General features: G+C 71.7%; 22 protein-coding genes. 11 read left to right on the top strand and 11 right to left on the bottom strand.

Annotated elements, in window-relative coordinates; all coding sequences use genetic code 11:
* Positions 1 to 129 precede the first annotated feature (129 nt).
* Positions 130 to 744, top strand: a complete 615-nt coding sequence (locus OP79_RS58740) for a transposase (RefSeq protein ID WP_078492399.1) — start codon at positions 130 to 132, stop codon at positions 742 to 744.
* Here the strand turns inward: OP79_RS58740 and OP79_RS43500 are convergent.
* Positions 647 to 1,006: a hypothetical protein gene (locus OP79_RS43500; RefSeq protein ID WP_033328676.1), complete on the bottom strand. Its 360-nt coding sequence runs from the start codon at positions 1,004 to 1,006 to the stop codon at positions 647 to 649. The genes OP79_RS58740 and OP79_RS43500 overlap by 98 nt on opposite strands.
* Before the next feature lie 152 nt (positions 1,007 to 1,158).
* Between OP79_RS43500 and OP79_RS43495 the strand changes: the two genes are divergently transcribed.
* From OP79_RS43495 to OP79_RS43460, 8 genes are all read left to right on the top strand, one after another.
* Complete coding sequence (locus OP79_RS43495) at positions 1,159 to 1,365, top strand: hypothetical protein (protein WP_033328675.1); 207 nt, start codon at positions 1,159 to 1,161, stop codon at positions 1,363 to 1,365.
* Positions 1,366 to 2,287: 922 nt separating this feature from the next.
* On the top strand, positions 2,288 to 3,367 hold the full coding sequence (locus OP79_RS43490; RefSeq protein ID WP_033328694.1) for an AAA family ATPase: 1,080 nt from the start codon (positions 2,288 to 2,290) through the stop codon (positions 3,365 to 3,367).
* A 70-nt stretch (positions 3,368 to 3,437) separates the two neighbouring features.
* Positions 3,438 to 5,252, top strand: coding sequence for a VWA domain-containing protein (locus OP79_RS43485; RefSeq protein WP_033328674.1), 1,815 nt, complete (start codon positions 3,438 to 3,440; stop codon positions 5,250 to 5,252).
* Positions 5,253 to 5,331: 79 nt separating this feature from the next.
* Positions 5,332 to 5,808: a hypothetical protein gene (locus tag OP79_RS43480; RefSeq protein WP_033328673.1), complete on the top strand. Its 477-nt coding sequence runs from the start codon at positions 5,332 to 5,334 to the stop codon at positions 5,806 to 5,808.
* Positions 5,809 to 5,846: 38 nt separating this feature from the next.
* Positions 5,847 to 6,293: a hypothetical protein gene (locus OP79_RS43475; protein WP_033328672.1), complete on the top strand. Its 447-nt coding sequence runs from the start codon at positions 5,847 to 5,849 to the stop codon at positions 6,291 to 6,293.
* A 117-nt stretch (positions 6,294 to 6,410) separates the two neighbouring features.
* Entirely contained in the window at positions 6,411 to 6,914 is a 504-nt protein-coding gene (locus OP79_RS43470; protein WP_033328671.1) for a hypothetical protein, read from the top strand.
* Positions 6,911 to 7,288 carry a hypothetical protein gene (locus OP79_RS50800; protein WP_078492398.1) on the top strand — a complete coding sequence of 126 codons (378 nt, stop codon included), beginning with the start codon at positions 6,911 to 6,913 and terminating at the stop codon, positions 7,286 to 7,288. The genes OP79_RS43470 and OP79_RS50800 overlap by 4 nt, the downstream gene beginning before the upstream one ends.
* A complete protein-coding gene (locus tag OP79_RS43460) occupies positions 7,285 to 7,686 on the top strand; it encodes a hypothetical protein (protein WP_033328670.1) in 402 nt (133 codons plus the stop codon). Before OP79_RS50800 ends, OP79_RS43460 begins: the two co-directional genes overlap by 4 nt.
* Positions 7,687 to 7,722: 36 nt before the next feature.
* Here the strand turns inward: OP79_RS43460 and OP79_RS43455 are convergent, their stop codons facing one another.
* Both OP79_RS43455 and OP79_RS54645 read right to left on the bottom strand, forming a co-directional pair.
* Positions 7,723 to 8,085 carry a hypothetical protein gene (locus OP79_RS43455; protein WP_033328669.1) on the bottom strand — a complete coding sequence of 121 codons (363 nt, stop codon included), beginning with the start codon at positions 8,083 to 8,085 and terminating at the stop codon, positions 7,723 to 7,725.
* Positions 8,086 to 8,295: 210 nt separating this feature from the next.
* A complete protein-coding gene (locus OP79_RS54645; RefSeq protein WP_106972631.1) occupies positions 8,296 to 8,508 on the bottom strand; it encodes a hypothetical protein in 213 nt (70 codons plus the stop codon).
* Between the two features lie 886 nt (positions 8,509 to 9,394).
* Between OP79_RS54645 and OP79_RS43445 the strand changes: the two genes are divergently transcribed.
* Positions 9,395 to 10,099: a hypothetical protein gene (locus tag OP79_RS43445; protein WP_033328668.1), complete on the top strand. Its 705-nt coding sequence runs from the start codon at positions 9,395 to 9,397 to the stop codon at positions 10,097 to 10,099.
* Positions 10,100 to 10,659: 560 nt separating this feature from the next.
* Positions 10,660 to 11,088, top strand: coding sequence for a hypothetical protein (locus OP79_RS43435; RefSeq protein WP_033328666.1), 429 nt, complete (start codon positions 10,660 to 10,662; stop codon positions 11,086 to 11,088).
* A gap of 369 nt (positions 11,089 to 11,457) precedes the next feature.
* Here the strand turns inward: OP79_RS43435 and OP79_RS43430 are convergent, their stop codons facing one another.
* From OP79_RS43430 to OP79_RS43395, 8 genes are all read right to left on the bottom strand, one after another.
* On the bottom strand, positions 11,458 to 12,039 hold the full coding sequence (locus OP79_RS43430) for a hypothetical protein (protein ID WP_033328665.1): 582 nt from the start codon (positions 12,037 to 12,039) through the stop codon (positions 11,458 to 11,460).
* A 109-nt stretch (positions 12,040 to 12,148) separates the two neighbouring features.
* Positions 12,149 to 13,201 carry a helix-turn-helix domain-containing protein gene (locus tag OP79_RS43425; protein ID WP_157857470.1) on the bottom strand — a complete coding sequence of 351 codons (1,053 nt, stop codon included), beginning with the start codon at positions 13,199 to 13,201 and terminating at the stop codon, positions 12,149 to 12,151.
* A 141-nt stretch (positions 13,202 to 13,342) separates the two neighbouring features.
* Positions 13,343 to 14,200, bottom strand: a complete 858-nt coding sequence (locus OP79_RS43420; protein ID WP_033328663.1) for a hypothetical protein — start codon at positions 14,198 to 14,200, stop codon at positions 13,343 to 13,345.
* Positions 14,197 to 15,141, bottom strand: a complete 945-nt coding sequence (locus OP79_RS43415; protein WP_033328662.1) for a C40 family peptidase — start codon at positions 15,139 to 15,141, stop codon at positions 14,197 to 14,199. The genes OP79_RS43420 and OP79_RS43415 overlap by 4 nt, the downstream gene beginning before the upstream one ends.
* Positions 15,138 to 16,124, bottom strand: coding sequence for a replication-relaxation family protein (locus OP79_RS43410; protein WP_033328661.1), 987 nt, complete (start codon positions 16,122 to 16,124; stop codon positions 15,138 to 15,140). Before OP79_RS43410 ends, OP79_RS43415 begins: the two co-directional genes overlap by 4 nt.
* 60 nt (positions 16,125 to 16,184) lie before the next feature.
* Complete coding sequence (locus OP79_RS43405) at positions 16,185 to 18,599, bottom strand: DUF8128 domain-containing protein (RefSeq protein WP_425428683.1); 2,415 nt, start codon at positions 18,597 to 18,599, stop codon at positions 16,185 to 16,187.
* A complete protein-coding gene (locus OP79_RS43400) occupies positions 18,587 to 20,446 on the bottom strand; it encodes a VirB4 family type IV secretion system protein (protein WP_033328660.1) in 1,860 nt (619 codons plus the stop codon). Before OP79_RS43400 ends, OP79_RS43405 begins: the two co-directional genes overlap by 13 nt.
* Positions 20,443 to 21,393, bottom strand: a complete 951-nt coding sequence (locus OP79_RS43395) for a PrgI family protein (protein ID WP_033328659.1) — start codon at positions 21,391 to 21,393, stop codon at positions 20,443 to 20,445. Before OP79_RS43395 ends, OP79_RS43400 begins: the two co-directional genes overlap by 4 nt.
* Between the last annotated feature and the right edge of the window lie 144 nt (positions 21,394 to 21,537).

The raw sequence follows: 21,537 nt of genomic DNA, 5'->3' as shown, positions 1-21,537 counted from the left end.
AGGCATCGCAGCCCCGTACTCGAACAGCCCGCTGGAGCGGCAACCGCTCTTCGTGGGCTGCTGAGAACGAATTAGGCATACCTCAACGCCCGCTTCACCGAAGCCCAAGGCCAGGTCAGCGGCACCCGCCTGTTCCTGGAGATCCAGGCTCGCGGCTACCGCGGCAGCCGCCAGGTCGTCCGCAAACACCTCGCCGCCCTCCGCGCGGGCACCGCCGAACCGGTCCGGGCCGACACCCCGAGCCCTCGCAAAATCACCTCGTGGATCATGCGGCCCCGTGAGACGCTCACCGAAAGCCAGGACGAGCGACTCCTTCAAGTCCGGCTCGCCTGCCCCGACATCACCCGGGCCTGCGATCTCGCTCGGGCGTTCGCCGATCTTGTCCGCCAGCAGCGCGGTTACCTTTTGCTGGAGTGGATCCGGCAGGCCGAGCAGGACGCGCCGAAGCCCATGAAGGGCTTCGCCGGTTTCCTCCGCCAGGACCTCGACGCGGTGACCGCCGGTCTGACCCTGCCCTGGAGCTCCGGGGTCGCCGAAGGACATGTAAACCGGGTGAAAACACTCAAGCGGGCTATGTATGGCCGGGCCTCGTTCGAACTCCTCCGGGTCCGGATCCTTACCCAGCCGTCGTCGACGAAGGAAGATTTCAGGCGATCAACCGTCGATCTTGCGGGTCGAAGCAGATCAGGCCGGAGGTCCGAGCCAGGCCGGCGGCGAACAAGGCGGCCTCCTGGTACTTGCTGAAGACCATGCCGAAATAGAAGAGCGGACCACTCGCATTGTTGATCAAGGGGCCGTCCGACCAAGGACTTGTGTCCTCGTCCTCATCATCGGCACTCAGGTCGGGCCACCGGGCCACCAACCCTTCGACGTACTGCCTGATACGCGCGGTCGGCGGCTGGCCTTCGCCTTTCATGAATCTTCCGTACAGGTCTTCGAAGACCTCAAGCGCAGCCGCGTCGTCAGCCGGGCGTGGACCGTCCCAAACAGCCAAGTCGTAGCTCATGACGGCATTGTGCTGGTTCCCACTGACAGTCGATGCCGCCAGGGGTGGACTGCAGTGGCCCGTCACGGAACTGCGGACAGAGCCATTTTCAAGGAGCCCCATTAACCCCTCCTGCCGCACTGGCACTGCCCGCTGATGACCGCTGTGTATGGATGGAGCCCTGTCCGGCCTGCGACACGCACCGCCCCGCCGCCCGCACCTTCATCCACTGGCACCGCGACCTCGACCGCGATCCCACCGCCGCCGCGACTGCTCTGCGCGGACTCGCCACCTGTGACGACGCCGCAGCCACGACGTTCGGCGCCCTGCTCCCCACATCACCCACGCGTGCTGCCCGACCGGACTGCGGACACGCTTAAAGCCGCAGCTCTCCGCCCCTGCGTGCCTCATCGCTCGGCGTGGCCAGCCTGATGGCGTTTGCCCCGTCGTATCCGGTGTCGTATCCGCCGTCGCTTCCGTGTGCGCGCTTGGGTACGACACCCCTGTCCGGCCCGTCGGTGCAGGCCAGGGGACCTGCGAGCCACCGGCGGGCGAGGGCGACTGTATATCGGTGCAGCAACGCATCCCGATCTACTGACAGCCAGCGCCCGGCCCCACACATCCCGCGCTGATGCCCGCGCCAGCCACACCCCATTTCATCCTGTGTGACTCTTCCATTTCACCAACTCGGCTTCCAGCCAGCCCTGTACAGCCCTGGCCCAGGAGTGCCGGGCGCCGTGCCGGGCGCCGTGCCGGGCGCCGTGCCGGGCGCCGTGCCGGGCGCCGTGCCGGGCGCCGTGCCGGGCGCCGTGCATTCGCGCGTGTACTCGAATCGACGGGGTGCCGGCGCGTGTGGCCGCCTGGGAATCGGTCGTGCGGGCCGCCGTCCACGACGCCTTGTGTCGCACCTCCGGGAATTACCCTGAATTCACGTCGTGAATTCACGAGAATTCCAGCATTATCAAGCCGGAATGCGACTTCAGGTGGGGTGCGGGTCGAGCTATATTTAAATTGTTCCCGGAAAGGCCGGGAATGGAAAACCTGCCAATGGGGTCCGCCCGAAAACGGATGACGGGCGGAGTGCGCCCAAAAAGGGCGGCTGCCTCTGAATTCGGAATGCGACTGCCTCGGTTAATCAGTGAAAGGGCCTGAGTGATGACCAATACCGCCACACCCTCGTCCCCGCCTCCCGGCCCCGCGCCGCAGCCGACCGCCCCCACCGCGCCGAACTCCCCGGCGGCGCCTGTGAGTTCACCGCCCGGTGCGGGCGGGAAAGCGCGCCCGGGGGAACTGCGCGCGAGGATCGCGCAGGTCCTGGCGGCGAACGCAGGCGCGCAGTTCACTGTCACGGAGCTGGCGAGGAAGCTCGGGCACTCGGGCGGGGCGGTCGGCAACGCGTGCGAGACGCTGGTGTGCCGGGGCGAGGCAGAACTGGTCGGCTCCAAACCCCGTATGTACCGGGCGACTTCGACCACGGCCACCGCTGTACAGCGCGCCGTACCGGCCCAGTCCTCGCCGGGTGGCCCGCCCCGGGTGCCGCGACCGGCCGCCCCTCAGGTGCCTGCGGCCGGGCCGTCGGGCGGGCGGCCGGGGCCGATCACCCGCCCGAACGGGCAGCAGTACCACCCCAGGGCGCTGGCGCAGCTGCCGGACGTGGAGGCGCTGCGGCGGCTGCGCGAGGCGGGTGTGGCGGTGTTGCTGTACGGGCCGCCGGGCACCGGGAAGACCTCGCTGATCGAGGCGGCCTTCCCGGACCTGATCACGGTCGCCGGGGACGGGGACACCACGGTCGGTGACCTGATCGGCGAGTACACCCAGGACGCGAACGGCGGTTATGAGTTCATCTACGGCCCGCTCGTGACCGCCATGACCGAAGGCCGCGCCCTGCTCCTGGACGACGCCACGCTGATCTCCCCGAAGGTGCTGGCCGCCCTGTACCCGGCGATGGACGGGCGCAGGCAGATCCAGGTCAAGGCGCACAAAGGCGAAACGATCACCGCAGCCGACGGCTTCTACGTGATCGCCGGACACAACCCCGGCGTCCACGGGGCGGTCCTCACCGAAGCCCTCGCCTCCCGGTTCTCGGTGCAGATCCAGGTCGGCTCGGACTACGACCTGGCCTCCGCCTTGAAGATCAACCGGACGGCGGTGCGCATCGCCCGGAACCTCGCCACCCTCCAGCAGGCAGGCGACATCGGGTGGGCCCCGCAGCTGCGTGAGCTGATCGCCTTCCAGAAGATCGCCGATGTGCTGGGCACCGAGGCCGCCTTCGCCAACCTGGTCGGCATCGCCCCGCTGGAAGACCGGGACACGGTCGCCGAGATCGTCACCAAGGCCATCGGCCGCCCGGTCACCGCCCTGGCCCTGGGCCGCCAGCTCTGAAACCCCACCCCGCGCCCCTGTTCCGGCCCGCAGCCGAACCCACCACCTCCCTGGAAAGGACCGACCCGCCATGCCCGCACACCCGCACGTCATGCCCACCCCGCCCGCCCTGACCGAAGCCGAACGCGACCTGGCCCGCTGGGAGGACGACGGCGGCCCCGCCGTAGAGCCCCGCCCGCACCTGCAGGCCGGACAGTGGCTGCGCATCGCCGCCGCCCTGACCGAGCGCCTCCCCGAACTCGCCGGACGCGAGGACGTGCTCGTCACCTGCGAAGAACACACCCGCTCCGGAGCCCCGGCCGCCTTCTTCCCGACCCAGGCCGCCCTGGAGATCGACCGAGCACTCTTCGCCCCACTGCACCCGGTCACCATCGACCCGACCCGCTCCGGCGACGAGGAGCGCTACCCGGTCGCCTGGGGCGCCTTCACCCACGAGGCCGCACACGCCGCGCACAGCCGCTGGAACACCCCGCCCCCACTACGCGGCACCGCCCTCGACACGGCAGCCCAGCTGCTGGAGGAATCCCGCGCCGAAGGCGCCCACCTCGCCCGCCGCCCCGCAGACCGCCGCTTCCTGCGATCCGCCGTACACACCCTGGTCCTGGGCGACTTCACCAGCCAGACCCCCACCGACCGGTGGCAGGCCGCAGCGGCGGCCGGGCTGATCCTCGCCCGCCGGGACGCCGGAATCCTCGACGAGGACGAGACCGAAGTACTGGAGAACACCGTCACCCACATCCTCGGCAAGGACCTGCTGGCAACCCTCGCCCAGATCTGGACGGCCGCCCACGCCACCGCCGACGAGGACGCGCAGGGCATGCTGGCGCACGCCGAGGCCTGGTGCCAGGCCCTCGGAGCCGACCCCACGGGCCCCGAACCGGCCCCCGACCCCACCGGCCGCAGGGGCGAACTGGCCGAGGCGATCGGCAAGGTCATCGGCGCGGTGACCGCAAACGAGGCCGCCCAGACCGCAGCCCAGGCCCGCGTCGAGGCCGCCCGCACCGCCCGCAGGCAGGCGAAGGCCGCCCAGGCCGCCCATGCACGGCAGGCCGCGAAGACGGCCGAGAAGGTCTTCGCACCCGGCGGGCGCCCCCACACCCCCGGCAAACCCGTCAAAGGCCAGCGCGGCTGCTCCCCGGTGACCGGAACCCGGCCTCCGAGAGCAGCGGAGAAGGCGGCGGCCGGGCAGCTGGCGAGGGCGCTGCGGGCCGCCGCCTACCGGGAACGCACCACCACCGTCACCCCTTCGGTGGCCCCGCCCGGACGCCTGAACATGCGCCAAGCCCTCGCCCGGGACGCCCAGAAGGCCGCAGGCGCCACCCCGACCGCAACCCCCTGGACCCGCACCGTGCACCGGCCCAGCCCCACCCCGCCGCTGCGGGTGGGCATCGCAGTGGACGTCTCCGGCTCCATGAGCCTGGCCGCAGAACCGATCGCCTCGGCCGCCTGGATCCTCGCCAAAGCCGCAGCCCTCACCGACCCCGACTCGCGCAGCGCCACCGTCGCCTACGACCGCTCGCTCACCGCGATCACCGCGCCTGGCCGCGCCCCCACCCGGGTGACCGAGTTCGACGCCAGCGGCATGGGCCACAGCCTCGCCGAGGCCATCGACGCCCTGGAAGCCGGAGTCGACCTCACCCGGCCGGGCACGGGCCGCCTGCTGGTGATCGCCTCCGACGGCTACTACCACCCCGAGGAAGCCATCCACGCCGCCGGACGCATCGCCGCCCTACGGCAGGCGGGGTGTGCGGTGCTGTGGCTCGCCTTCGACCCCGACCCCCACTCCTTGCCCGGCGCCACCCTGCTCGAACTTGCCGACCCGGCCCAGGCCGCCGCCGCCATCGGCAAGGCCGCCACCGCCGCCCTGGCCACCGTCCAGCCCTGACCGCCGTGCCGCCCCGGCACCGTCCCGGGGCGGCACCCCCACCCACTACCGACCTCCGTACCGAAGGAGTCCGCTCGCCATGGCATCTCTTGCCGAACGCGCCCACGCCGCCGCCGCATTCATCCGCCACCACAACGTCATCAGCCTGCACGGCCCCTACCGGGCCGAGGAACACGCCCGCACCGCCGTCCGCCTGGCCGCCGCCCTCGGCCTCGGGCTGGACCAGATCGCCACCACCCCGGACTGGCTGCGCCGCCGCACCACCCCCGGCGAGCCCATCCTGGCCACCGCCACCTGCCCCGACACCGGTGAGACGTACACCTTCCTTGCCCGGTCCCCGCTCTACGACGACGAACCGTTCGAACTCCTCGGCCCCTGCCCCGAGTGCGGCGGAACGGTGCCCCTCGCCGAGATCAGGCACCTGGCCGACCTCGGCACCCACCTGGCCCACCCGCCGCTCAAGGCCGAGGAGCTCCTGCGGGCCGACACGCTGCCGGACACCTTCACCCGCGACGAAGGCCACACCTGCACCTGCTCCTACGGCGAAACCCTCTAACCCACCACCATCCGCACTACGGGAAGGACCCCGCCGCCATGACCGACCGCATCAGCCGCGTCCGTGGCACCGCAGCCCGGGCCAACACCCCCTCCGATCCGTCCAGTTCAGACTCCATCCGCCATCGTGCGCCAGGGGATGAGGCCCTGCGAGCGGCCCTCGGCGAGGACGGCTACCGGCACCTCGGCCACCACCGCCAGGAACGCGGCACCGCGCTGGGCGAGCTGGCCGATCTGGTCTGCAGCACCGCCCGCGAGGCCGACCGGCTCCACGGCAAACTGCGCCGCCACGCCGCCCACGTACGCGACCGCCTCGACGACACCCTCAACCCCCGCCTGGACCCGGCCTTCGTCCCGGTCACCGGCCTGCTCACCAGCACCGGCCACACCACCGACCTGCACGCCGCGCGCTTCGCCCAGCAGATGAACCAACTGACCCTGGTCCTGGAGAGCTACCAGGCCGCCGCGCGGCGTACCCGGGCGTGACCGGGCGCAGTTGACCACGCGGGGGCCCCGCGACCGGGCCCCCGCCCCACCCACCCGAAACCCGCCACGTCGGGCCGGGGCACCGCACCGGCCCGCCCATCCGGAAGGACTTCCACCATGCCCGGTACCGGTCAGCCACCATGTCCCCTGCTGGTGCACCACCTCCTCGGCCACGCCCGCGCCCTCCTCGCCGCCGCCGCAGACGAGGAAGTTCCGCCCCTCGCCGCGCTGTTGGCCCGCGCAGCGGACCACCTGCCGGACGAGGACCGCGCCACCCTGGACCCGCCCGCCCTCGCCCGGGTCGTAGCGGAATCCGCCGCACAGCTGCTGGCCTGCGCCCGCACCCTCATCAGGCCGGGCGACCCGAACCTGGAGCACTGCCTGCAGGCGCTCGACCGGCTGCCCCGGTCGGCCCGCACCGGCCTGCTCACGGCGGCCGTCCGACGCACCGCCCTCGACCCCGACCCCGACGACGCCCCGCCGCCCACCACCGTCCGCGTCCTCGCCCCGGTCGGCCAGCCGACCGCCCGACGCGGCACCCAGGGGCGCTGCCCGTGCTCGTGCAACAGCGGTGGCTTCTGCGGCGGTTGCGGACACGCGGGCTGCGGAGGACGGCGATGAACCGGCGCACCGTGCACAACCACGGTGAACCGCCGCGGCGCAGCCTCACCCACGACGACGGCGTCGAGCCCGAGAACAACGGCCCGTACGCCGATGTCGCCGACCCACTGACCGGCGCCGTACGACTGTCCGCCGAGATGTGCACGACCTGCATCTTCCGCCCCGGCAACCCGATGCACCTGCAAGAGGGCCGGGTCACCGCCATGGTGGCCGAGGCGCGGGCACGCGAGGGACACATCACCTGCCACAGCACGCTGGGAACCGATTCCCCGGCGATCTGCCGCGGCTACGCCGACGGCCCCGACCAAGGCCGCAGCCTCGCCCTGCGCCTGGCCCGCGCCCTGGGCACGCTGCACGAGGTCACCCCGCCATGACACCCCCGAACACGCCGGGGCCGGGCACCCGCCTGCTCGCCGAGCAGCTCGGCAGCGACGCCCCCGTGACCGTACTGACCGCCCGGCACCCTCCCGGTGACCCCCTCCACCGCCTGGCCCGCGCCCTGTGCCAGACCGCCACCGACCTGGACGCCGCATACGCACAGGCACAGCAGGCCGGCCGCGAGCTGCAGGCGCTGCGCGGCCGGCTGGCCACAGAAAGCGAAGGAGCCGACGACTTGAGCCAGAAGATCAGCTCCGCGGCTGCCGAGCTGGAGCTCCTGCTCGAGCGATGCGAGGTGAGTGACACGGCCCTGATCCGGCTCCTTGGCATCTACCAGGACATCGCCCCGGCGCCCGGAGCGAACCGGCGAGCGGCCCCTGCGGCACGTGACTGAGCGGCCGACAGTCCCCGGCGAGCCGCCTGAGCAACGTCAGCGGTGGATCTTGGCGCAGGGCGCACCATCCGTTTTGTTGAACTGGACGCACAGCCAGGTGCCGTCCCAGAAGCTTCGGCCCTTCAAGTTCCAGTCGACCTTGGAGAACTTCGTCATGCCCGCAGTGACCGGAGTCGCGTCCTTCCATCTGGTGATGTCGGTCCGCTGGCCCTTGTAGACCGTGTACAGGCGGGCCCGGACACCGGTGCCGTGGCCCTCCATCCAGCCGCCCGCCCGCTTCACGGACAGGCCCTCGCCCTTGACGCTCAGCCCCACCTTGCCATCCGTGACCCTCGCGTCCGCGTGCGCGGGAACGGTCGCGCAGGCCAGAAAGAGAAACGCCGCTGCGGCGGTCATCATGTGCTTCATGGTTCGTCCAAGAGGAAGTGTGATGCGGGCAGTTCGACGCCCGGCAGGTGATCACCCAAGGAGGGGTGAGGAGGACAGGGCCGCAACGGGCCGCGCCACGTTTCGGGAGAACACCGCGGCGCTCGGCACCGTCGGCCAGACGGCGACGGCAACTGCTGCGCGGGGCCGTTCCGCGGCGTGTTGCCGGGCGGCCGACGCCGCCTACCTGACGCGCTGCGCGCAGGTCACCGGAACCTGCCCGCCGGCAACGATGTACCAGTTGTAGCCGTCCCTGCCGCACTTGCGGTAAAGCGGCCCGCCGTTGGTGCGTCCAAGAGCGATGACACAGAACCTGTTCGTGATCACATCACCGCGGTGGACGTAGCGGACGACGGGGGAGTCGGGCCGGGCGACCTTGGCGCCGCCCTCCGGCATACGTACGGCGACCTTCTTGCCTGTGATCCGAATCTTGCAGTGCGTCGCTTCAGCTGTGCTCTGGGCAAGGGCCCCGGCCGGGACGGACGGCGTGAGGACCCCGCACCATGCAACAAGGCCCAGTAACGCGGCGGTGGTTGGACGCAGACGGATTCGGATACGAGACGGGGCCATCTCCTGCTCCTTTGGTCGAAGTCATATGCGAGGCGGTGCTCGGCATCGCGTGTCCACGCGGTGGGCCGGGACATGCCTGGCGTGTTTCTCACAACGAGCGGCATACGTGCGAAGCAGCGCGATGTCACCTGAATCGGTGAGATATGCGCTGATATACATAAAGATGGTGTGAATAAGTGAGGATCCGGGCATTCCTCGGCCTAGCGATCTGACTCGCAGATAAGGACCGCCCGTTGCACCGCCGCCACGTCGTGAGCGTGCTCGTAGCTGCGCTGTCGACTTCCGCGGTCGCCGCGCTGGTGCATGTCCCGCTGCACCGGTGAGCGCCAAGTCAAAGACTTCTGCCGTATCGCCGGGCCGTGGAAGCCGTTCTGCACTATCAGCTATCCATCGAGGGCGGACGCTATCTGCTGGAGGACCTCGCCCGGAGCGGGCGGGACTTCGACTGGCTGCGCCGGGGCTGACCCCCACCCCCCCTCAGGTGACGAAGTGTTCGCACAGACCGGCCAGCGGTCCAGAGGAGCAACAGCGGCGTACGGACGTCGGATCAGCCGGTAGCGGCGTGCCCCTCGCCTGAGCCCATCCTGTCTGCAGTGTCCTCGCGCGCCGTAAGTGCAAGGTGACCAAAGAAGTTTCGTGAAGGCGTTGATGAGACTGCCCTGCCGCGACTGATAGCTGGTGTCCGAGCAACTTCACCTCCGCAGGAGACGAGATGCCCGAAGAGATGCACGGGGCGAGCGGCCCGGCATCCACCGAGCGACCCATGCGGATGGCCTCGCCGTCCGTCGAAGACCGGCTGAACACTGCCGTGGCAACCGCCGCGGCGGCGACCATGCCGGTTCTCACACCCGAGGCGCACAAGCAGCTGGTGCGCGCAATGGAACAGGAGAGTCTTCACCGCGGCCGTATGGCCAAGAAGGCCGGCGTACAGCTCGCCGGGACTATGTGGAGCAACGTGGTCACAGGGCTGCATCAGCGGCTGCTGAACCTCGGCCCCGTCGACAACCTCGACGCCTACCTCAACCGCAGCGTGACCAACCAGCTCAGCAAGCTGCGCACCACGGTCGAGGTGCTGGTCGGCGACGAAACCCTTGACGTGCTCCGGGAGCAAAACGGCGACCCCAACCTCGGCCAAGTGTTGGAGCTCAACCATGAGTTGATCGACATCGTCAAGGGTATCCGCGTAGCGGGCATCCTGACTCCCCGAGAGATGGACGTCTACGTCCTGTGCCAGATCCTCGGCGAGGACAACGAGACGGTCGGGCTGTGGCTCGAGCCGCCGACGAACAAGAACTCCGTCGCCTCCCTCAAGTGCAAGGCGATGAAGAAGGTCAAGAAGGCCTGGCGCGCCGGGAAGTTGGAGCACCTCGGGTACCCGCCACCGCTGAAGCGCAGGCGGACCCCGCCCAGGAACTAGAGCATCCCGCTGCCCCGCGGCCCGGCAATCCCGGTCCGTGCGGCGGCGGGAGGGGCTAGCCCTCCTACCCAAAATGAGAATGCCCCCCGCCCCAAAGGTCGCCAAGCCGGAGGCGGGGAGCACGAGACAAGGAAGCCCCCCGCCTCGTAAGGCCTCGCCAGCCAAGCACGAGGCGGGGGGCACGAAACCAAGGAGCCAGCTAGTGCGCGAAATCTTCGCCGCTTTGGGTGCTCTCGCCGGAACCATCGTGAGCGCACTCGTTACTGTCATCTACCGGCTCATCACACCCAGGCCGGTTGTCGAGCTTCCTCGTGTTGTCCTCGCGCCGGAGGCGGATGAGTCCTTGCCGCGGGCTGATCTGCCTAGGCAGATCATGCGTGTGTAGATCCGTCTCCAGCCGCAGACCACAACAACGGAAGAGGTTATAGAGAGACACAACAGCTTCTGGGAAGGGTCCCCGTTGATCGGGGGCCCTTCCCCGTCTCGTAGTAGGTACGAGGGCACGCGAGCCGGTCACCCGACCAGGCGCACAGCTTGCCCCCAACCACGAGGACGGCGCCTTGAACGGCTTGATCTCGGAACTCCTCGCGATGGGTGCGCCGCTGTGGCTCGTCTTCCCTCTCCTGCTCCTCATGGCGCTGATCCTGGTGATCCGCGCGGTCGCTTCTGGCTCCGCCACGATCATCAAGGCGATGCACCCAGGTAAGTCCGCCGATGCAGTCAAGATGCAGGAGAATCGCATCCAGCACCGGCGGTGGAAGGCCCAGCGCCGCGATTTCAACCGCCGGGCGCGTGCAGCGCGTCGCGCCTACATTCGTGCCGGCATTGAGGCCCACTTCACGCGGCGGCGCACCGCCCGGTACGTCGACGGCCCGGTCGTACTGCCCCAAGTCGTCCTGCCGCCGGAGGAACCACTGATGCTCCCGGCATCCTCCGCGCCGGTCATCACGACGGCTGAGCCCACCCGAGAAGTCTCGGGCGACGCCTGAGGCACGGTGACGGCGTACGAGCGGCGCACCAGCCGGTACGACCTCGGCGCCGCCCGACGCCCCTGGGCCGTGTCAGTAGTTGCCGAGTTGCGCCGAGGCTCGGGCACGCGAAGGACGCATCCCTTGCCGCAGCACGCTGGGAAACCGACTCCCCGGCCACCTGTCGGGACTGTGCCGACGGCCCTGACCAATGCCGCAGCACCCCCCTGCGCCTGGCCCGTGTCCTGGGCACACCTCAAGAGTCAAGCGCACCGGTGTCACCGGGTACTTGCACTCGTCCCTGGTGGTGTGGGGTAAGGAGGGGCTGGGCCGCACCGGCCCCGAGCACTGCCCCTCGCGCTTAGCGTGGGGCAGATGCTGTCCGTCACGTCACGCCGATACCCTGGTCATCCTCTTCGCGGATGAGAGTGCGCAGCAGGGCGGTGTGTTCGTTGAGTCCGGTGACCTCTTCGACGAGGTCACAGAAGCTGCCCAGGGAGTCGTGATCGCGCAGATCCGGTATCCGGCCGGGTGTGCTTTGAGGGTCGCGCGCATGGTCGGCCAGCGCTCCGCCCAATGCTTCAGATGCCAGGCGAGCAAGTCGTCGAGGAAGGCCACCGCAGGGCCGGTGTCATTAGAGTCCTGCTGTTTGGTGAGGGAGCGCCGGCCGATCAGAATGCGTTCGAAGCACCACAGCAGCGCGAAGTACGCCTCCAGCACCTCCTGTGTTCCTGCGGCGGGCGGGAGACCGTCCGGGCCAGGCTCGTGATAGCGGGTGCCGCTACGGAAGTGCTCCAGCACATCCCGGGCCTGGGCGGTGGCCCCGGTGGTGAGGTCCGTGTGCAGGGTGCGCGCCAGCTCGTACGCCGTGTGTGCGAAGGTGCCGCGCGCGGAGCGTCGGGCCCAGTACGCCGCATACACGGCGACTGTCGCCGACACCACGGCAACGACCGCGCTGAGCCAGTCAGCCACCGAACCCCGCCCTCCCCGCCTCCACCCGCTTCGTGTGGAAGACTCGCACAGCAGTCGGGCTGGTTCCCAACCCCCGTGGGAACCAGCCCGGTTTGCTCCGGCCGGTTGGCTATCCGTTGCCCTCCGGCGCTGCCAGACGGTAGGTGCGCGGCCGGTCGTCCACCTGCTCGGTGACGCCCTGCCGGGTGAGGGTGACCAGGGCGTTCGCGATCGCCCCCGAAGACTTCTCGATCACGCGGCTGATCTTGGTGGCGGTGAACGCCTCGCCGGGATGCGCCTGGAGGTGCTCGATGACCATGTGCCGCAGGGCTCCGGGCGCGAGCCGCTTCTTCTCACCCGGCAGAATGATTGCTTCCGTCGGCGTCGTCTGCCGCCCGGCGCCTGTCTGCGAGGCAGGGGGGTCTTCGTTCTTCGAGCCGTCGCTGGAGCCGTCCGTGGGCGGCTCGTTCTCGCCGGTGTCGTCGCCCTCGCTGTGTTCGGCGTCCTGCGGCGCCTCGGTTGCCGGGGCGGTGGGGGCGTCCATGGTGCCGTCGTCGGGTGCGGTCTCGTCGGCGGGTGCATCCTCATCGGCCGTGCTGTTTTCGATCGGCTCCGGGCTGTCCGTGACGGGGGTTTCCGGCTGGGTGCTGGCGGGTTCCTGACTGTGGGGGGCGTCGCCGTTGCCGGTCTCGGGGGTGGGGGCGGCGCGCCAGTGGTCGGGGGTGCGGCGGGGGCCGTCGTGGCCGCCGGGGGTGCGTACGGCCAGGCCGTGCTCTTCCAGGGTGGTCAGGGCTTTTCCGGTGGTGGAGCGGCCCAGGCCGGCGGCGAGGGCGAGTTCGGCGGCGGTGGCGCTTTCGGTGAGGCCGATCAGCTCGGTGTAGATCGCGGCGGGTGCGCCGGTCAGCTGGGCGAGCGGCTCGGGGGCGGGAGCGACGTGGCGTGGACGGGTGGCGTCGGTCGTGGTGTCGGACATGAGGGAACCTCGTTCCGTGTGGATGTCGTGGTTGAGGTCCCCGGCCGGGGTGCGGGTCCGCGTGGGCGGTCCGCTGGGTTCGTCGGGCGCGTGCGCATCGCGGTTCTCCCGGGCGAACGGGGCCGTGGCGCGAGCGGGTTGACGGTGGTCCGTGAGCCCGCTCGGGTCGTCGGCCACGACCATGGACGCTCGCTCGGTGAGGGAAGTCAAGCGGCCCGATCGCTTCCGATCGGGCCAGCTCAGAGGTGAGGGACGAGCGTGCCGGGGCGATCGGTGAGCGGGCGTGGCCAGATTCCGATCCCGGATACGGTGGGGACGGTGGGGGTGGATCGGGCGGCGGACGAGGGCGGTTCAGCCGATCGGGGGCGGCGGATCGGGGTGGCGGGCCAGGAGTTGCTCGCGAAGCCGGCGGGCGCGCCGCGGCCCGATGCGCAGATCGGTGCGCAGCTTCCAGACGCTCACCGGTTTCCCGGTGACGGCGCGGGCCGTGTCGTCCAGGGCCACGGCGCGCGGCCACACGTCGGCGTCTGTCGCCAGGTCGCCGACCGGTCGGGGGCTGGGGCCCACGGGGCGGTCGGCGGGCGTGCTGTCGTCCATATGGGTTCTGTGCTGGCCGACGCGGGCGGTACCAAGGGTGCGGGATGCGGCGGGGCCGGGATCCGGATGCCCCCCTGAGCGGCGGGCGTTGAGCGGATCGGGATCGTCGGCGTCCGGGTCAGTGTGCTCCCCGGCCGTTCGGGGTGCGGTGGGATCGGCGGGGCCGATCTTCTCCAGGAGGTCGGTGACGGTTCTTCGGTAGGCGGCGATCGTTTCGGTCAGGGCGATCAGGAGCAGGGCCGGGGTCAGGTGCAGCAGTACGGCGGCCGGATCGGCGCTGCGGGGCCAGCCGATCTGTCCGTCGGGCCACAGTGACTCCCAGGAGTTCATCAGGGCGGCGGTGCAGCCGGCGCCCCAGCGCAGTGCGGTCGACCAGGCCGGTGGGCGGATGCCCCAGGCGGCCAGGCGTGCGTCCACGTACAGGACGCCGGCCAGCGCGGTGCCGATCATCGGGTCGAGGAGGATGGCGATGGGTAGGGGGACGCCGCGGCTGGTGGCGAAGCGGGTGACGTTGACGGTGGTGAAGACCAGCGCCAGGATGCCGACCACGCACAGCACGCGGGTCATGGTCCTGAGCAGGCCGACGGCCTCGATCGCGGCGATCTGCTTCACCAGACACCACCGCCTGGCACCGCCGGCCTGGTCGCGCCCTGGAAGGACGGGTTTTTGGTGTTCGCGGGGCCCTCGCGAACCACCGCGCCGGTGCGGGGTGCGTCGATGGCCTGCCCGTGGCCGGTGTAGAGCGAGACGTGGGTGATGTCGCCGGGGCCGGTGCCGAAGAACAGCAGGTCGCCCGGGGCCAGTTGGGCGCCCTTCGGCAGGCGCGGACCGCGGTCGTACTGGGCCTGGGCGACGCGGGGAATGGGGATGCCGGCGGCGTTGTAGGCGGCCTGGGTCAGTCCGGAGCAGTCGAAGCCGCCCTCGGCCGGGCCATCACCGCCCCACACGTACGGGGTGCCCAGCTGGGCACGGGCGAAGGCAACCGCCTTGGCAGCAGCGCCCTTTGGAGCGGCTGCGGCGGCCGCGTACCTGTCGGCGATCGTGAGGACTTGGGTGACGTAGGCGTCCGAGTGGTTGTAGTGCCAGATCGCCCGCCGCAGATTCTTGCCGTTCCGGGCGCCGTTGGCGCACAGCAGCCGGGCCGCGGCATAGACGGCGTCCACCGGGTCCCAGGGAGTGGGCGGCTTCTTCCCGCCGGGCGGCACGGGATACGCGTACGCCTTGAACGTGGAGGGCAGGAACTGCATCGGCCCCACGGCGCCCGCCGAGGAGCGCATGGTGGGGTGGCGTGCGTGATCGGTCTCGACCTTGCCGATCGCGGCCAGGACGGTCCAGGACAGGCCCGGGCACTCGGGGGCGGCGCGCTGGTAGAGGGCGAGCAGGCGGGCGGGGATGTCGGCCAGGGCGTGCCTGCTCGGGGCCGCCGGGACGCTGCCGCCGGACATCCCGCTGCCGCTGCCGAGCGCGGCGGCGAGGGTGAGGGCGACGAGCAGCGGCAGGGCGATGACCGCGCATCCGATGCCGCCGGCCGCCTTGGCGAGCAGGGAACTCATGCACCGGCCCCGGGGGTGAGCGGCAGCGGGGGCACGGGGAGGGTGAGGGCGGTGTCGGCGTCGGTCGGCTCCAGCCCGGCGGCCGGGGCCAGGCCGGGCCAGTGGGTGGCGAGGCGGGTGAGCGTGGTGCGGCGGGCGCCGGGCTCCAGGGGCGCCCACCACGGTCCCCACGGGCTGGTGGTGGTGAAGTCCGCGGACGAGGTCGCCACCCGCAGGCCCAGCTCGCGCGTGGCGTTGGCGAGGCGGTGGCGCAGGGCCTGGTCGCGGGAGGCGGTGCGGGTGTGGATGAGCAGGGCCGGGCTGCTGCCGGTGGCGAGGGTGAAGGCGGCGTAGGCGGCGAGTTTGGCCTCGATGCGGGGCAGGGGCTGGCTGCCGGTGTCGTATTCGAGGAAGAACGGCAGCAGATGGCCGTCGTCGCGGTAGTGGGCGTAGGCGTCGGGGCGGATGATGTCGCCCCAGCGGCGTGCGGCGGAGCGTTCCGAGAGCCACAGCGCGAGCCCGGTCTCGGGGCTGGTGTGGGCGCGGGCGGCGAGGTGGGTGAGCAGTTCGTTGACGCCCAGGTCGTGGCCGAGGGAGGGGGAGTAGGCGATACGGCCGGTCGCGGTCGGGCGCCAGCCGAGAGCCGCGGGGTCGAGGCCGGCGTGGGCGGCGAGCAGGGCGGCACCGGCGGGGCCGAGGGTGTAGTGCTCGGGGGCCGAGCCCGATGCGGTCAGGGGGCGGAAGGAGTCGAGGATGGCGTGCTGGTGCAGGGTGCGCAGGCGGCGCTGGGCGGAGCGCAGCGAGGTGAAGGCAAGGCGGGTGATCTGGTGGGTGGTGAGCACCCGGTGCTCGTGCAGCATCCGTACCAGCCACAGGTCACGGCCGGTGAGGCGGCGGGCGAGGGCGGCCACGTCCGCCGGCCGGGCGGGGCGGGGGCGGGTGAGGGCGGCGCGGGCGGTGTAACGGGAGCCGGGGCCGAAGGTCGGGCGCGGGAGTGCGGGCATGACAAGTCACCACCGGATGCATGGGGTTGCGCGGACGGCAGGGGGTGCGGGGAGGTGGAATCAGGGCCGGGTGGCCGGGCGGGGGCCACTGCGGGAGGCGGCCGCCGCGCGCAGGTCCGTCGCGCGGCCGGGCACCGGGGGCGGCAGGGGGCGGGTGGTGAGGGTGAACGCGGCCGATTCCGCGCCGCCGGTCAGCAGGTGGGCGGCGGCCTGGTAGGGGCCGAGGTGGGCGAGGTCGTGCGCGGCCAGCGTGGGCAGGGTGTGGCGCTCCAGCGAAGTGGCGTCTTCGGGGGAGGCGTTGAAGAAGACCTTGTTGCGGGCGTTGGCCGAGATGCCCTCGCGCAGGTCGCGGGGAAGCTGGGCGAGGTGCTGGTGGGCCAGCAGCAGGGACAGCCGGTAGCCGCGGGCCTCGGCGAGCATGTCCTCCAGCGGATACGGGAGGGTGAGGAAGTTGTGCGCCTCGTCGATGCTCAGCGTGGCGTCGATGCGGGCGTGTTCGGGGGTGCGGGCGCGGGCGGCGGCGGCCTGCCAGGTGCCGGCGACGATGAACGAGCCGAGCAGCCGGGCGGTCTCTTCGCCGAGCGCGCCCTTGGGCAGGCGGGCGAGCAGGATGCCGCCGTCGAGCACGCTGGTGAGGTCGAAGGTGGAGGGGCCGGCGGCGATGGCGCGGCGGGCGAAGTCGCGCAGCAGGAAGGCGCGCAGCTTGTTCATCACCGGCCCGATGACCGCGGCGCGGGAGGGTTCGGACATCGACTCGTACCAGGCCCAGAAGCCGCGCAGTACGGGGTCTTTGAGGGCGGGGATGATGCGCAGCCGGTAGGCGGACTCGCCCAGCAGGCGGGGGACGTCGGCGAGGGTGACCAGCTGGTGGGTGCGGTCGCGGTGTTTGAGGAGGGTCAGGCAGGCGGCCCGCATCACGTCGTCGGTTCTGGGGCCCCAGAAGGCGGTGAAGATCCGGCGGAAGATGCCGGTGATGTTGTCGACGACGACGTCGATGTCCGTCCCGTCCAGGACGTTCAGGCAGGGCGGGAGGTGCCGGTCATCGGGGTCGATGAGAACGAGGCGGTCGGCGCAGGTGTCGGGCAGGCGGTCCAGCAGGTCGGTGACCAGGTCGCCCTTGGGGTCGATGACGATGACGCCGCGTCGGCTTTGTACGTCGTCCAGGGCAAGGTTCGCGATCAGGGTGGACTTGCCGGAACCGGTGGCGCCCATGACGTGGAGGTGGTGGCGGGCGTCGGGGACGGCGAGGCCGACACCGCGGCGGGCGCCGGTGTCGGAGCGGCCCAGCGGCTTTACCCCGTTGCCGGGGGCGGGTTCGGGGATTGGCGGGGGCGGCAGGACGGAGCGGGCGCCGGCCCGCTGCACGCCCGGGGCGTCCGGGTCGAGGGGCAGGTGGGCGAGGGCGGCGAGTTCCGGCACCGACAGCAGCGCGGGACGGGTGGGCGGGAACTGCCGGGCGTTCAGGCGTGGTTCGGGGTTGCGCAGGCGGGTGCGGGCGAGGTAGTTGCGGTCGGCGTACAGGCCGAAGGCGGAGGCGATCGCGTGGGCCCGGCCGCGGGCCACGTCCTCGGCGCGTTTGGTCGTGGGGGAGCAGGCGGCGGCGTAGGTGAGGGTGCACTGCCACTGGGAGCCGGACTGTTTCGCGACCATCTGCCGTATGGCGGCGCCGTGTTCGGGGTCCTGCCTGCTGGTGGCGGCCGGCTGGGCGCGGTGCAGGAGGAGCGCGGCCAGGGCAGGCAGCCGGGCGGGGGTGTGTCCGGCTTTGATCCGCCGGGCCTGGCGGCGGGCTCGGCGCAGCGCGACGCCGGTGGCGGGGCGGGCCAGGATCTGGACGCACGCCGACTCGTCCTCGCCCATGCCGGTGGCCGCCTGGAGCAGCGCACGCAGCGGGTCAGCCGGGTGGTCGCAGCGCAGGGGCAGGACGTCGGGCCGGGCCGGTCGCAGCCGTCCAGCAGCGACGGTGTAGCCGTTCGTCAGGAGCGGCGGGGATGCGGTGACGCGGGTGTGGGCGCCGGGCCAGGCGGCCTCCACCGCGCGGCGTACCAAACCCAGCGGCACCGTGCCGGGCACCCAGAGCCGGATCCGTAGGCCGGTGTGGAACCAGGTGTATTCGAAGGCGAGATGGGGCTGGCCGGTGGTCAGGCGCCGCCACCACGGGCGCAGCAGCCCGGCGAGCTGCGCCCACATCACCTCACCTCCCTTGGGGGCGACGGTGGGCGGTGCGAGGATCTCCACGCAGCGCGCGCCGTCGGCGAAGCGTCGCTGACGCGCGCGCAGCAGCCAGCGTCGGGCGCTGTACCCACAGGCTGTGGACACGAGAATGAGCAGGATCAGGACGGGTGCGGAGGCGGTGCACCAGTCGAGGGCGGCCCGGAGCGCGGTGGAGGTGAACGTCTGCGGGTGGGTGAGGAAGTCCACCAGCGGTCCGCCCGGCGGAGCAACGGCCGGCAACCGGTACGCCGTCACCACTCCCACCGCCCCTCGCCGACGGGTTCCTCGCCTGGCAGGCCGTCCGCGTCGCGGGCTTCGTCTACCGGATGCTGGGCGGCGAGCTCGCCCGGGTCCGTGGTGATCACGTCATGTTCGCCGGGCGCCGCGACGCTGATCAAGGCGACCTTGTGGCGGCGATCGCCCGTGAGCAGCAGGGCCTCGCCGCGGGTCGCGGAGAGCAGGAACTCCCGCTCGCCGTGGCAGAGGTGGAAGTTCTCGCTGATCCCATCGATGGCCTGCGGGGCCTGGCGCAGCAGGATCTGGGTGGCCGCGTTGGAGACGATGGCCCGGCCCAGCGGGGAAGTGAGCACGTCGTCGGCGTCCTGGGTGACCACCGCGAGTCCGGTCCAGTACTTGCGGGCGGCCTTGGCCATCCGGAACAAGAACCGGGCTCCGTCGCCGTCCCGCATCAGCAGCCACGCCTCGTCCACCACCACCAGGTGGCGGCCGGTGCGGGGACGGGAGCTGACCTGCCGCCAGATTGCGTCCAGGGCCAGCAGCATCGCCGGGGCCTTGACCTCGTCCGGGAGCTGACGGAGTGCGAAGACCACCAGATGCCCTTGGGTGGTGGCGGTGCTGGGTCCGTTGAACAGCTGCGCGTGGGAGCCGGTAGTGTAGGGGACCAGCTGGTTGGCGAGATCTGCTGCGGTCTGGCTGCCGTCCTCGGTCAGGATGGCGGCGAGGTCGGCGAGCCGGGGTGGGGTGCGTTGCCAGGTGCGGGGGTCGGTGGTGATCCCGGCGCGCGTGTACGCGGCGAGGATGGCCCGGTCGAGTACCGCCTTCTCGGCGGCGGTCAGGTCGCTGCCCAGCAGGACGGCGAGGAACGTGTGCAGGAACAGCACGCGCCTAGTGAGGAGGTCCTCCTCGCCGCCGGTCGTTGGTGGGAGGTCGAAGGGGTTGAGGCGTACGCCGTCGGCGCCGAGGGCGATGACGTGTCCGCCGACGGTTTCGGCGAGGCGGACGTACTCGTCCTCCGGGTCGATCACCGAGGCGGTGGTGCCGGTGAACAGCAGCCGCAGCAGCTCGAGTTTGGCGAGGTAGGACTTGCCGGCGCCGGAGCGGGCCAGGGTGATGGAGTTGTAGTTGTCCTGCGCGAAGCGGTCCCACACGACCGGGGCGCCGGAGACCGCGTTCAACCCGTACAGCACCCCGGCGGGCGTGCCGTCCGGGCCGGTGTTGATCGGCAGGTCGGGGCTGGTGAAGGGGAAGCAGGCGGCCAGCGCGGCGGTGTCGAACGTGCGGCGGATCTTGAGCGTGTCGATGCCGAGCGGGAGGGTGGCCAGCCAGCCGGGCAGCGCCCGGTAGGTCGTGGGCGCCACGGTCATGAGCAGCGACTCGGCGATCGCACGGACGGCGGCGGCCTGCTCGGCGAGGGTGTCCTCGTCCGGAGCGTGCACGGTCAGATACAGGGCGACGTGGAACAGCTTTCCCTCGCCGCGGGCGATGCGGTAGGCGAGTTCGGCGGCGTCCGCGGCGGCGGCCTCCACCTCCGGATCGTCCAGGCGTCCCTTGTCGAAGCCGGTGCGCCGACCCGATTCCAGCCGGGCGCGCTGTTTCTTCAGCCCGGCCGCGGCGATCGGGTTGGGGACGGGTTCGATGTGCAGGGCGAGGTCGAGGTGGCCGGGGAAGTTCAGCAGCGGGGCCAGCCAGCCCGCGGTGACCTCGGCCGGGTAGCCGGTCACCACCAAGGTGGTGGCCAGGTGTCCGCCGACCGCGAGGGCGCGGGCATGCACCTCTACGGCCTCGGGTCCGGCCACCTCCAGCAACTGGGCGGCACCGACGACCGGTACGTCGGCAGCGGTACGGCGGCGGCCGAAGAAGAGCCGGGTCATACGGGGTCACCTTCCGATCCGTCCTGGGGGCCGGTGGGGGCGTCGGGGTTGCAGGCCGCACGCACCAACTCGGCGCTCTGCTCGGCGTCCAAGGGCGTGACGGTGATCTCGGCAGCGCTGAGCGCTCGGGTGGCTTCGTGGACGCGTTGGATGACGCGCCCCGCTCCCGCGGAGTGCCGCCCGCCGTGCGCTGCGGCTTCTTCGCGGGCGACCAGCACGATCTGCCGGCCGAGCAGGTTGCCGCCGGTGGCGAGGTCGGCGAGGAAGTCGGCGTGGGCGCGGGCGGCCTGCTCCAAAGCGGGGTGAGGCAGCGCGGCGGCATCGTGCTGCAGGGTGTCGGCGAGTGGGGCGAGGTCGATGCGGTGGCAGCGCACCAGCAGCTGGGTGGGGCCGGTCAGGGAGTTGAGCCAGCGTGCGAACGTGGCGGTCAGGCCCTGCTGTTCGGCCGCGGAGCGCAGCTCGAAGTTGACCGTGGAGCACGTCGCCACGGCCGCCTTCCCCTCGCCGCGCAGGTCGAGCACCCCCTCGGCGGTGATGCCGTCGTACGGCATGCGCATCGCGGCCGGCGGCGGCCCCGCCGCCCGGGCCCAGCGGTCGGGGACGACGGCCGGCAGCGGCGGCACTCCCTCGGGGGCGTGCACCCGGCGTCTGGGGGTGCGGGTGTGCCGGAGGGCGGCGAGCAGGAAGCGGTCCAGGCTGATGCCCTCCCGCCGGCCGAGCGCGAGCGCGGCCACCGCACCGGCGATCGGGACCACCAGGGCCGCGTAGGCGAGCGGCGCCATGAAGGGCCGCGTCGCCCACCAGCCGCCGTACAGCACGAGCCCGGCGACGGCGAGGATCGCGCTCTGCCGGGCCGTGAAAGGTCCCAGGAGTCGGTCGGGGCGTGAGATGTCTGCGGGAATGCGGGTGGCGTACGGGGCGTCCGCCGCTTCGTCGGGCTGGTTCACGGGTCGTTACCTCCGGGGCGGTTCGAGGGGCAGCCGCAGCTGCACGGGACGCGGCGGGCGCACCCGGACCCGCGCCGCGGGCACGGGCAGAGTGAGCTGACGTGCACGGGGCACCGGGGACGGGCGGGCCGGGGGCGGGGTGGT

Source organism: Streptomyces yerevanensis (genome assembly GCF_000716805.1).
Classification (GTDB): domain Bacteria; phylum Actinomycetota; class Actinomycetes; order Streptomycetales; family Streptomycetaceae; genus Streptomyces; species Streptomyces flaveus.
This window is presented reverse-complemented; position numbering and strand designations above follow the sequence as displayed.